At 47.2% G+C, this 12,543-nt stretch carries 11 protein-coding genes and 2 pseudogenes; 2 read left to right on the forward strand and 11 right to left on the reverse strand.

The features are described from left to right. Nucleotides 1–275 precede the first annotated feature (275 nt). Nucleotides 276–431, forward strand: a complete 156-nt coding sequence (locus TY10_RS30455; protein ID WP_155985862.1) for a glycosyl hydrolase family 28-related protein — start codon at nt 276–278, stop codon at nt 429–431. Nucleotides 432–652: 221 nt separating this feature from the next. Continuing rightward, the gene (locus TY10_RS13620) at nt 653–2,446 is read left to right on the forward strand and encodes a hypothetical protein (protein WP_042164358.1); all 1,794 of its coding nucleotides are present in this window, start codon (nt 653–655) and stop codon (nt 2,444–2,446) included. Nucleotides 2,447–2,450: 4 nt separating this feature from the next. Here TY10_RS13620 and TY10_RS13625 read toward each other — a convergent pair whose 3' ends face one another. The 11 genes and pseudogenes from TY10_RS13625 to TY10_RS13675 all read right to left on the reverse strand — a co-directional run. Next, the gene (locus TY10_RS13625; protein ID WP_042164360.1) at nt 2,451–3,824 is read right to left on the reverse strand and encodes a lipopolysaccharide biosynthesis protein; all 1,374 of its coding nucleotides are present in this window, start codon (nt 3,822–3,824) and stop codon (nt 2,451–2,453) included. Nucleotides 3,825–3,884: 60 nt separating this feature from the next. Then, nucleotides 3,885–4,673: an O-antigen ligase family protein gene (locus TY10_RS13630; RefSeq protein WP_081735268.1), complete on the reverse strand. Its 789-nt coding sequence runs from the start codon at nt 4,671–4,673 to the stop codon at nt 3,885–3,887. A 119-nt stretch (nt 4,674–4,792) separates the two neighbouring features. Further along, nucleotides 4,793–5,290, reverse strand: a complete 498-nt coding sequence (locus TY10_RS13635) for a hypothetical protein (RefSeq protein WP_042164366.1) — start codon at nt 5,288–5,290, stop codon at nt 4,793–4,795. Nucleotides 5,291–5,349: 59 nt separating this feature from the next. After that, nucleotides 5,350–6,027 carry a CpsD/CapB family tyrosine-protein kinase gene (locus tag TY10_RS13640; RefSeq protein WP_042164369.1) on the reverse strand — a complete coding sequence of 226 codons (678 nt, stop codon included), beginning with the start codon at nt 6,025–6,027 and terminating at the stop codon, nt 5,350–5,352. After that, nucleotides 6,008–6,760, reverse strand: coding sequence for a YveK family protein (locus tag TY10_RS13645; protein WP_042164371.1), 753 nt, complete (start codon nt 6,758–6,760; stop codon nt 6,008–6,010). Before TY10_RS13645 ends, TY10_RS13640 begins: the two co-directional genes overlap by 20 nt. A 132-nt stretch (nt 6,761–6,892) precedes the next feature. After that, a complete protein-coding gene (locus TY10_RS13650; protein WP_042164373.1) occupies nt 6,893–8,275 on the reverse strand; it encodes a sugar phosphate nucleotidyltransferase in 1,383 nt (460 codons plus the stop codon). Nucleotides 8,276–8,291: 16 nt separating this feature from the next. Continuing rightward, a pseudogene (locus TY10_RS13655) lies at nt 8,292–8,986 on the reverse strand (sugar transferase). 17 nt (nt 8,987–9,003) lie between these two features. Continuing rightward, nucleotides 9,004–9,865: pseudogene (galU, locus tag TY10_RS13660) on the reverse strand (UTP--glucose-1-phosphate uridylyltransferase GalU). Between the two features lie 236 nt (nt 9,866–10,101). Next, the gene (gene ndk / locus TY10_RS13665; RefSeq protein WP_042164375.1) at nt 10,102–10,500 is read right to left on the reverse strand and encodes a nucleoside-diphosphate kinase; all 399 of its coding nucleotides are present in this window, start codon (nt 10,498–10,500) and stop codon (nt 10,102–10,104) included. A 346-nt stretch (nt 10,501–10,846) separates the two neighbouring features. Continuing rightward, a complete protein-coding gene (locus TY10_RS13670) occupies nt 10,847–11,665 on the reverse strand; it encodes a pyruvate, water dikinase regulatory protein (protein ID WP_042164376.1) in 819 nt (272 codons plus the stop codon). 81 nt (nt 11,666–11,746) lie between these two features. Continuing rightward, on the reverse strand, nt 11,747–12,543 hold a 797-nt coding region (locus TY10_RS13675; RefSeq protein WP_042164379.1), incomplete at its 5' end, for a M3 family metallopeptidase.

Below are 12,543 nucleotides of genomic sequence, written 5' to 3' on the forward strand. Positions count from 1 at the left end.
TTAATAGTTACGATTTGTATCATTGTTAATCTAACTTTATGATACATTAAGTATCATGTCAATAGCATAACCGCTATTTTAACAAAGGATAAATAATGGGCCCGATGGATTTGGGTATTCAATCTGGTGCAGACGCCGTCTCTATCAACTGTGAATCTCATATAATATCCTAGTATGTAATCCAACGAGATCACCCACACAACTCATCTTATATGCTATTGTTTCTGCGCAAGGTTGCGGATACATAACTAATTTATTGAGGCGGTGATTTTCAGATGGCGGGAATTGATGATTTTGGCAACAATATCGTTCAGAAGGGCGCAGATCCGACCGGAAGCAAAGATAGCTCGGCAGCAATCGTGGCGGCAATGGGCGCAGGTTCAGATATCATTTTCATCCCAAAAGGGGTTTACGCCGTAAAAAAAATATAACGATACCTGCTAACAAGCGGCTGCTATTCGCAAATAATGCTCGCTTAAAACCAGATAAAGGCATTGTAATAACGATTAACGGTTCGATTGAGGCGGGAACTCATGACTGGATCTTCGATATTACAGCAGGAGGGTTATTTAACGGAGCGGCGAAAATCGATTTTGTCTATCCTCACTGGTTTGGAGCTAAGGGCGATAAAACGACTGACGATACAGCTGCTATGCAATCAGCCTTGCAGTTTTGCAATTCATCTTATAAATTATTTCTTCCGCTTGGTGAATACCGTATTCGCCAAACCTTGGTTAGCTACTGCCGGGGTATTGTATCCGCTACCGGCCCTTATGTGGATGGAGAACAGTATGGAGCGATACTGCAATGGGATCCAATTGATACGAAAACCGATTTGTTGCCTTGCTTAAAAATTGAAACGGCGGGAATTAGTGCCGAATTCGAAAATTTCACTGTCCACGGAGTGATTCAATACAACAGACGTTATTTAAGTAAATGGATCGATAAAAAACTGTTTGATCAAGATCTGTATGAAATGTTTGCTGTTGGCCCTGCAGCCATAGAAATAAGCGGAAATGCTACGCCTATATTCCGGAATGTAAGAACCCGCTTCGTAAAAGTCGGACAATTGTTAAATAACAATACAGGCCATATAACATCGTATGACTGTAATTGGAGCGGCCTAATCGGCGTCTACTGCCGTAAAAACAATAATGATTATTTCTACCAGGGCGGAAATATCTCAGGGGAGTTTTGCGGCATTCTGCTGGGAACGCTTCCCATTGCAGGTCATCGCGGAGGTCTGGGGGTTCAAATCACTAGAGTGCATCTAGGATTTTCGCCATACGGCATTTATCAATGCATCGACAGCGGCTTGGAGGATTACAACAGCGTCAGCGATGTCGACGGCTTGAGCGGTATATTCATGTTTGCGCAGTTTGAGCAATGTGGTGAAGCTGCCATTCGGTTATTGCCTAAATCAATATCGTTTAACCTCATGACATTTGGTTTCGGCTTCTCTTGGTCCAGACCCGATTACACGGATAATGAAAGCGATTGGCAATACGCTCTGCCTGACGATCTGAAGCCGATGTCGGAAAAACAGAAGTATGCCGCCTGGTTCGGCGCGTTGCAGACATCCGTCGTCTTCGGTGATACGTTGAATAAATTGATGAAGTCAACAAATAAAGGCGCATTGGGCTCAGCTTATATTTACCGGATCTCCAATATTACCGGAAGATTGGATCTAAGCGGTTTGACTTTGAGCGATATCGTAGTCAAAGAAAAAATCGCACCGTTTTATACTTCCGATGACTTGAAGTCGCGAATGAAGGAGCGTGACACCCGTTCATTCGTTCCGATTGCCCCGGCTAACCTGCTTAAAAATCCGGAAGTATTGGAGAACTGGAGAGTTGGCGATGGAGGAAAGCTAAGCATCGTCTCCGCTTCCGAACTCCCCGTCCCTATCACCGATGATATGAAACGGATTATCGGAACCAATATCAAGATCATTAAGCTTACACCGGATGGAATCAATGAGCCTAGTCTCCAAATCGACTTCAATTCTCCTTCGCTTCCCCTCAATGTTGGCATTAACCGACCGCTTGCTATGCAATATTTTGTCCTGCCAACAACACCTACAAGCTTTACCTACTACGCTTCAAGGGGAAGAATCGAAGGTGAAGGGACAAATATTTATGACGATGTCATCGGCTCTGAGCAATTAGGCTGGCTTCGCATGCTCGGACGCGAGCAAGGTATTCCAAGCGGACTTGCCTATCGGCTAACCTTTCATGTCCTCTCCAAGACGAATCCCACTTACTTTGCAGGTGTTATGGTATCCTACGACCATGTAAGCTCCTACTCGCCCGTGCCATACCTGTATGCGGACAAAAGTCTGGAGATCGGCGGTTCTGGCAATGGCCTGATTCTGACTGACGAAGCCAGCGGGATCCGATATCAGTTACTCGTCAGAAATGGCGTTCTCACATTAGCAGCCCTATAAGGCGCTATAATTCCGATCGCTCCGGGGATAGACCGCGCTTACGCCGGTCTGCCCATCCCCGGGCGATTCGGCTGTGCGCATCCCTATAGAGCTCCATCATATCCATTTTACCCGGAAACGCCTCCGCTACAGTAAAACGCACAAACCTTCTCCGGTATTCGATAAAAAAGATCGCAATTCGAACCAAACTAGAAATTAAGGTCGCGGCAGCGGCCCCAATTAAATGCCAGCGAGTGAAAAAAACAGACATGCAGACAAGCGTCGCAATTAGTACGATAAGCTCACTTTTCGTATTGATGAACGTCATACCCGCACCATTTAAGGCATTTCTCATAACATTAGACAAACAATCAAATAATTTGGCCGGCAGCAAGATCAAAGCTGGAATAATCGCCGCTTCAAATTCATGGCCGTAAACGAATTCGATACCAAATGGCAATACAACTGTCATGCCCGCTACGGCGATTCCTACTAGAATGATTGCTTTTTTAATCAGCTCTACAACCCGGCCATGCACCTTATACTTTTCTTCTGCTGTCAGCTTCGGCTGCGTCGTAATGGCAATCGTCGAGGTAATCGTGTTAACTGGCGATGTTGCGCTTTGTGCAACCGAATAATGGCCCAGGGCAGCCGGTGGCATAAAGAGAGACAGAACCATTTGCGTTAAGTTCTCCGAAGTCAGGCTGGCTACACTGCCTCCATGCGACTTGGAGCCATATTTAAAAGCAGACCACATCAGCCGCCAATCGATCCTATAGTCAACATATTTCATATGGATAATCTTCACCACATTCATTACGAACAAAAGGGTCGAAATGATGAATGAAGCATACAGCGCCGTTACACTCGAAAGATAGCCCATGACATAAAGCCCAAGCATTGCAATCGCCGTCAGACCCGGTACTGCCATGCGAAGAAGATTCGAATATCCGAACTTCTCCTCGCCTGCCAATGTACTAATAATAATCTCGGAGAAAGCAGCATAGAAAATGCCCAGGAAATAGATTTTTGCAGCAAATACGATATCGCTGCTTCCGTTTGCAGTAACCATCGGAACGATCAAAACTTCTGCTATAAGGGTAGCGATGGAACAAAGAATGGCCCCATAGACAAGAAAGGTAGTAAAAACAACCTTTTTATCCCCATTATAGCTTTTCGAAAAATAGATGACGGATTGATAAATTCCGAAATTGAATCCCCAGTACAGCAAATTAGACCACATCGTGATCGCAATGTAGGTTCCCCTGCCTTCTGCGCCGAGTCCCCTTGCAAGCAAGACACCTGTCAGAATCGTAATGCACATAATAGCGATTTGGCTTCCAAACGTTTGCAGCGTATTCCTCATCCATTGTCCTTTTACCCCTTGCTGCTCCTTCATCCAAATACTCCTTTGCCTTCTAGTTACGCAATCTCCTTCTGATGCCCGGCAAAATATGAATCATAACCGTCGCTCCTTCGGATTGGATTGCGAGAGCGCCATGGATACGAAAAGCCAAAACAAAACGCCCTGATAAGTTTGAAGCCCTCCTCCAAAAAAGAAGGCGACTAAAATTTGAATAATCGTCGAAATCGCTAACACTTTAATACTGCTGTTCTTAAGCGTTAGCAAATGCTTAAACAATAAATACATCCCAATGAAAAACGCTATTCCCCCCAAAAGGCCGAAGGTCGCGAATACGCCTAGATAGCCGTTGTCCAGGCTCCCTAGTCCAGCAAAGCCTTCTCCATCACCAAGAATCGTCCCCCGTCCGACACTTCCAAACCCTGCGCCAAGAGGATGACTTAGTATGATCGGCGTCGCGTGAAAGACAAGGCCAATTCGATCTTTATAAGACGTATCTTCATCCATATTTTGGAAGGTTTGAAGTCTCGCCGTTACATTTTCTACACCCGGCAATTTGCTCATGACAAAGAAAAGACATGCACCAATAACAAGGATGGATAAAATCTTTGATACCCTTTTCCCTTTGTCCATGAAGGCGATGTAACCAATCAATCCAAGCACTAGCGTCACCCAGGCCGAGCGAACCAGTGTAATCGACAAGGCGGACGCAACCAGTATGATGCCCAGCCAGCCCCATTTGCCTCGCCATTCTTTGTTGACGAACATGATGACCAGCATCGTGCCTAGAAATACAGCTACCGGGCCTTGCGAGGTCATCGTCGAGAACATCCGGAATTCTTTGGGAAACGGGTGACCAATAGAAGTCATGTGCGCATTTTTCATCCAAAACAAATCCCATGCCGGGAGAGTCAAATATTGAATCCAGCCGTAAATGGAAATGAGCAAAGCAAATGTCACGCATAATTGAATGATTTTATTTAGCTCAGCAGAAGTAAACGGTCTTAAAAAAAGTAAGGTACAATTAATGCGGGTGCAAGGTATCCCATCATATCGTAGATGCCAGCCGTTTTATTCAAAATCAAGCCTACGAATGCAGCATATACGTAAGCCCCCACAATGAAAGGATAAAACTTATTCGTCTTGAATTCCTCGGCGAAGCTGCGGTTTTCCCTGTTCTTCATGATGCTGAATATGAGAGAAAACGTCACGATATGCGGAAGGATGAGAATTAACGATAATTGGTTGTACTCACCTTGCGCCCAATCTATAATTCTCCGGAGCTCAGCAGAAAAAACCCAGCATCCCACGATATAGGGAATGAGTGCGGCATGATCCCGAAGCGACAACACGGCCGCTGGAATAAAGACAGCAATAAGGATGCCGATTTGGAGCATAAACATGGGGTTACTCTGTGTAAACAAGCCAATAACGGCGGCAAGCAGAACAGCAGCCACGAACAAAACGAGGTGATTTCGCCATTGTATCAGATGAATCCGCAATTGCTTTCAACTCCTAATGAAACGATTGCTTCAGGACGTCACGACTAGACTATTCAACCTCACATGCCATAATAGCCGATATTAAAATTGTCGTCGCGGTTCAGTTGATTTAAGACTGTGCCCACAATGCGGGCTTGAACATGCTCGAGCCGCTCTTTCGCCTTAAGCACGAGCGCTTTCTTAACAACGGCTGCCTGAACGACCAAGATTACGCCGTCACACAGTACACTAGCAAGCAGACCGTCTGTTACCGCAAGGAGCGGGGGCGTATCGATCAGGATCATATCGTAGTCCTGTCTTAACTCCTCGATTAACTGACTCATTTTTTGCGAGCTTAACATTTCGGCCGGATGAGGCGGCGTCGGACCGGCAGTAATGACCGACAAATTTGGAATTTGGGTTTGGATCACGACGTCCTGAGTGGTAAATTGTCCGGTTAACAAATTTGTTAATCCTTTATAGTTCGTCTGGGAGAAGAACTCATGCAGGGAAGGTTTGCGCAGATCCATATCGATCAGCAGCACCCGCTTCCCCTCCTGCGCATAAGCGACAGCCAAGTTGCTGATAACCGTCGTCTTCCCTTCCCCCGCTTGCGCAGACGCAACCATTAAGACTTTAAACTGAGTATCAATAGAAGAAAACTGAATGTTAGTACGAAGGACACGATAACTCTCAGCGAATGGAGACATCGGATTAGCCGAGACGATTAAATGTGAATCATTGATTGAGCGTGGCATAATTCTCACCTACTTCTCTTTTCTTGGCTAATGCAGCTTTTCTGCGGCCCGTTCTCAAATCTTTCCGCTGCGTCTTGCTAAGCGAGGCCAGAACCGGTATACCCAGCAGCTCCTTTAATTCCACTTCGGATTTAAAGGTATCGTTCAAGTAATCCAGAAAAATAATGAAAGACATGCAGAGCATGATCGAAATGACGAAGGCGATTAGCAAAGACATGACCATGTTGTTGTTAATCGGAGAGAGGCTATTGGCATCTGTAGATTTCGCTTCATTCAGGATCGTAATGTTATTGACATTCATAATAGTCGGAATTTGATCCTTGAACACTTTGACGACTGCATTCACGACATCCATCGCATGCTGATACGACTCGTCCTGATATACGATGCTCATCACCTGAGAATTGGTGCTGGAAGCTACGGACAACTCCCTTGCCATGTGACTGGCAGATTCCCCAAGCTCCGGATACAGCTCAACGACTTTATCCAAAATCGCTGAAGACAGCATAATTTCTTTGTAGGAGCCCATCAGCATTAAATCGAATTGCAGCGATCCTACGTTAGGCATGAGGTTGGAATTGACTTGATTTACGATCAGCTTGGCTCTTGCCTCGTAGATTGGCGTCGTGAAATAGAGACTCTTAACGGCAACGGCTGCGCATGCTACGATAACGAATATAGCCAAAAGCCACCATTTCTTTTTGACCAAACTTAAATAACGATTTAAATCCACAATCGCACCCCCGCGAAGCTTCGGATAATTAATAGATAGATACAATTTGTAACATTTGCTACAACTCTACTTTATGATACAATTAGTAGCATGTCAATACATGAAATTAAACAAATTTATTTAGCAGGTCGCTTAGCGTTTATATATCGCATGCTCCGCCACTTCGTCCCAAGTCCGGTACAGCTCCATCACCTGATTGTGGTCCGCATCTCGGCCGGTCTGGATAACGATGATCTCTAGCTCCGTTATCGCTCGGATGCTGTGCAGAGACTGCATCGGAATATGCAGGGTGCTTCCCGCTTTGACGGACATGAATCGTCCGTTCAGCACGAATTCCCCTGTTCCCTTTATGATGGTCCAGCTCTCTTCACGATGAACATTCAATTGATAGCCAAAGCTTCTATGCTGCCGGATCAAGGCACGCTTCGTCACGACGCAGCTGCCGTCCTCGTATTTCTGATAATCCAGCACACGGAAATATCCCCATTGCCGCTCCTCGAACATCGGCTCTTGATCGTAATCGATGAAATCCTTCACGCGCGGACTGGCCTGCTTATCCGTCACGAGAATGCCGTCCGGACTAACCGCGACGACTACATTAGACACGCCAATAATCGATACCGGCATATCGGTTTCATTGATCAGATGTGTATTGATGCTATCGGAGCTAACCATTCCTCTGCCAAGCTGACTGTTATTCATTTCTTCCGTCAACGTATTCCAAGTGCCAAGGTCCTTCCAATACCCGTCGTACGGTATGACGACGATATTGTTCATTCGCTCAATTACTTCGTAATCGAAGCTTATTTTGGGCAGAAGATGATATTGCTTAGCAAGCTCTTCATATTGAATGGGGCAACCCTTGCGTTCCAATAGATCGATCATGTAACCGATCCGGAATGCAAATACGCCGGAGTTCCACAACGCATTTTGGCTTATCAGCGCTTTAGCTTTTTCTTCATCCGGCTTTTCGACAAAACGATCTACGGTGCGATAAGAGGGCTGCCGGGCGGATGCATCTGGTTCAGAGGAAGGAACAATATAGCCATATTTAGAGGAGGCATAAGCGGGCTCGATTCCAATCAACGCCATCTCTGCCTGAGAGACTTGGAGAGTAGCTTCCAGTTCCTTGACGGTGTCGAAAAACCGGGTTTCGACATAGGGATCTACAGGTAAAACAATCGCTACTTCATCCAGGCTTGCACCTTGCTGTGAATATAAATAAACGGCGGACAGCGCAATCGCGGCGAATGTATCTCTGCGCTCCGGCTCAATAATTAACGGTACCTGCTCGCCTAGCTGGCTATGCATCATCTCCACCTGGGACTGGCTCGTTGCGATCAGACTGGATTCCGCCAAGCCGCTTTGCTCCAATTGTCCCCATACCCGCTGCACCATGGACACTCTGCGCTGCTCTTTATCCTCCAGCACCTTCAAGAATTGCTTTGACCTGGCGTCATTCGAGAGAGGCCAGAGACGCTTGCCCGATCCGCCGGACAACAATACGAGCTTCATATCCTGTTCTCCCCTCTTAATAGGCGTCGCTAGAGCCAAACATCACTCTGACGGTCAATAAAATAAGCTTCAGGTCCAATAGAAGACTTCGCCGTTCAATATAATGCAAATCAAGCTCCACCATTTCCCGGAAGCTTAATGCGTTTCGTCCGCTAACCTGCCAAAGCCCGGTACAGCCCGGCGTTACCTTCAGCCTGAGCCTTTCGTAGCTAGTGTATTCCTGAACCTCGCGAGGCAAAGCCGGGCGCGGGCCGACAAGCGACATATCGCCGCGGATAACATTCCACAGCTGCGGCAGCTCATCGATACTGGTCTTCCGAATCCACTTGCCAACCTTCGTAATGCGGGGGTCATTTTTCATTTTGAACATGGCGCCTTCAATTTCATTTCGTTCCAGAAGTTCGTCCAACTGCTTCTCCGCATCTGATACCATTGAGCGAAATTTGTACATATTAAACTGACGCTCATTTTTACCGACCCGCTTTTGGTAAAAAAAACGGACCCTTTAGGATCCTCTATTTTTATACTGAAAACGACCACCAGCAAAATCGGCGACAACAGGATGAGTCCAACTGAGGCGCCTAGCAAATCTACTGCCCGTTTGGCCTTCAGATAGAACCTTAATGTAAGATTACGCTCATACCCGGTATATAAAGTCCCGGATTCAAAAACAGCCTCGATGTCATTCCGTTGAGGGGATGTTGGAGCCATCGCTTTCACCTGTCCTTTTACTTATTCGAATATTGCTGCTTCATCATTTGCTCCATAACGGCCAACAGCGGTATTCTCAATTCTTCACTGCGAAGGGCAAAATCAAGCGTCGTTGTAATAAATCCAAGCTTCTCTCCAACGTCATAACGGATGCCTTCGAAGTTGTAGGCATAGACGCCTTCGGCTGCGTTCAGCTTCTGAATCGCGTCCGTCAGCTGAATTTCACCGCCGGCCCCCTCCTCCTGGTGAGCAAGAAATTCGAATATCTCAGGGGTCAAAATATATCGGCCCATTATTGCGAGATTAGAAGGCGCAAATCCGGCGGCAGGCTTCTCAACAAACCGGTTTACTTCATAAAGCCGGCCGTAGCATGCTAGAGGATCTACAATTCCGTAACGGTGCGTCTCCTCAGGCTTTACGGACTGTACACCAATTACCGATCGCTGCGTCTCTTCATATTGCTGAATCAGCTGTCTGACACATGGAACCTCAGAGCGGACGATATCATCTCCAAGCAAAACAGCAAACGGTTCATTGCCGATAAAATTACGCGCGCACCAGACGGCATGGCCAAGACCCTTCGCTTCTTTTTGCCGGATATAGTGAATGTCTACGTTGGAAGATCTGCGCACCTCATCAAGCAAATCAAATTTGCCTTTGCTGAATAAGTTATTTTCCAGTTCAAACGAGTGGTCGAAGTGATCCTCAATTGCCCGTTTTCCTTTGCCGGTTACGATGATAATATCCTCGATGCCGGAAGCGACCGCTTCCTCCACGATGTATTGAATCGTAGGTTTGTCGACAATCGGAAGCATCTCCTTGGGCATAGCTTTCGTGGCTGGTAAAAAATCGTGTACCAAGTCCGGCAGCAGGTATAATCGCTTTTTTTGACTTTTTTGCATCGTCTCCATCACCCTATCCCTATTCGTTTATCTATCTTTTTCAAAAAAGTATAGCCATTCATTTTAGATACATTTTGTATCCCTAATACTCCTTACTTTAAGATACAATTTGTATCATGTCAATCCCTTTTTCACCCTTAAAGTGAAACGCAAAGACCCCCGCACGCGGATGAATACCGCTGTACGGGGGTCTTCTTTGAAGCTGAAATCCGATTAATGGAAGAAGAGGCCGATTTCCCGATCCGCGTTCTCCGGGGAATCCGAGCCATGGACGATATTGCTCTCGACACTTAACGCGAAATCTCCGCGGATCGTGCCGGGCTCGGCGTCAGCGGGATTCGTCTTTCCGATCAGTGAACGGGCGTTTTTCACCGCACCGTCTCCTTCCCATACCATGGCAAAAGACGGACCCGAGGTAATAAACGAGACGAGATCACCGAAGAATGGCCGTGCGGCATGCTCGGCATAATGAGTTTCAGCCAGTGATTGATCAATGCTAATCAGCTTCGCCTGCGCAAGATGGAAGCCTTTGCTTTCAAATCGCGATACGATGTTTCCGACTAATCCGCGTTTCACACCGTCCGGCTTCACTAATATAAATGTACGTTCCATTCCATTCTCTCCTTCTCTAGCTTCATTAGCTGCTCCGCAACATATTACCCGGTGTCTTTGCCCAATATGAGATGGCAGAGCCGGGTGTTGCGCTCAATTGCCCTCACTCATACGTATTGCCAACTTACAGCCTTCCTAATCCCATTCCCGGTCAAAAAATGACATAAAACGACTAGGGCGTGTCTGAAAACCCGTTCAGTGGCATCTTTCACCGCCTTTCCGCCCCCTGCTTCGTTCCGTTTGCTTGACATACCCCCGGGTACACATTCACAAACGCGCCTTGCATGGAACGAAAATTCGGCAAAATTTGCTGCCCTCAGAGTTCTCAGACACACCCTAAAACCAGTCATTCCGATTTTTCCGTTTGCCGATATAGCATTTCAATAATAAGGCCTGCTGTTTCCTCTATCGCACGATTCGTAACGTCAATAACTGGACATTGAAATGATTCCATAATCTTCTCGGCATATCGGAGCTCCTCAACGATCCTCTCTTCCGAAGCATAGGGAGCTGTCGGCGGAAGGCCCAGCGTCTTGAGACGCTCTGTCCGAATGCCGATCAAATGCTCGGGCTGCATCGTCAGTCCGATAATGAGTCTGCCAGGTGCCGATGCCAGCTCCGCCGGCAGCGTTACCTCCGGCATAAGCGGCAGGTTGGCAGTCTTTATCCCTTTGTGGGAGAGAAAAACGCTTAGCGGTGTCTTCGAGGTCCGAGAGACGCCGATCAGGACGACTTCAGCCTGCATAAATCCTCTGGCATCCTTGCCGTCATCATATTTGACAGCAAATTCAATCGCTTCGATCCGGCGATGATAGTCTTCATCAATAGAATGCAGCAGACCAGGCTTGCGGTTCGGAGAGCTGCCGAACGTATCGACATAAGCTTCCAGCATCGGCCCCATTACATCGACTGCCCTCACGCCCCAGCGGAACGCTTCCTCTTTCATACGTGCCCGAAGCTTAGGCTGAACGAGCGTATAACTGATAAAACCGCCCGTACTGGCTGCCTCTGATACGACCTGAATGACTTCATCTTCGCTTTTCATATGGCCGTACCGCTTAATTTTCACTTCCTCCGATGCGAACTGACGCAATGTCGCTTTGGCAACCGCTTCTCCCGTCTCCCCGACGGCATCCGAGCAAACATAGATGATCATTTCATTCATAAGTCCGTCCCCCAACCGAAATCAGTCGAATCATGTTCGTATGAAAATCCCGGCAAGCGCACGCTTAACCGGGGCCTTCTATTATGCAGGAGAGCCTATTTCGTTCGTCAGCTCCAGAAACAGCTTGATATCCTCATTAGTCAAAGCAACTGCATCGCGCCAGAAGCCTTCCTCATCCAGCTTGACGCCAAGATGCTTCTGTGCGAGTTCCTCGACCGTCATAGAGCCTGTATCGCGCAGCAGCTGTACGTAGCGCTCAGCGAACGCTGGTCCTTCTTGTTGGGCGCGGGCATAGATTCCGGCACTGAACAAGTAGCCGAATGTATAAGGGAAGTTATAGAACGGTACATCTGTCAAATAGAAATGGAGCTTTGAAGCCCAGAAATGCGGATGTACTTCACCCAGCGTACCGCTGAATGCTTCCCGCTGCGCAGCCTCCATCAGTTCACTTAGCTCCGTTGCCGTTACCATGCCTTGTCTCCGCTTCTCGAAAAACCGGGTTTCGAACAGGAACCGGGCATGAATATTCATATAGAACGCTACGGAGTTTTGAATTTTATTTTCCAAGAGGCCAATCTTCTCTTCCTTGTCGGTCGCAGCCTTCATCGCAGAATCGGATACGATAAGCTCAGCAAAGGTAGAAGCCGTCTCTGCCACGTTCATCGCATATTCCTGCGAGAATGCAGGCAGATCATTCATTACATGCTGATGGTAAGCATGTCCCAGTTCATGCGCCAGTGTCGATACATTGTCCGGGGTACCGGCATAGGTCATGAAAATACGCGTCTGCCCGTCCTTAGGAAAGGCCGTACAGAAGCCGCCAGGCCTTTTACCTGCCCGATCCTCCGCTTCGACCCAGCCTTGCTTGAGAGCCATTT

Origin of the sequence: Paenibacillus gorillae (assembly GCF_000513275.1) — a bacterium.
Classification (GTDB): Bacteria; Bacillota; Bacilli; order Paenibacillales; family Paenibacillaceae; genus Pristimantibacillus; species Pristimantibacillus gorillae.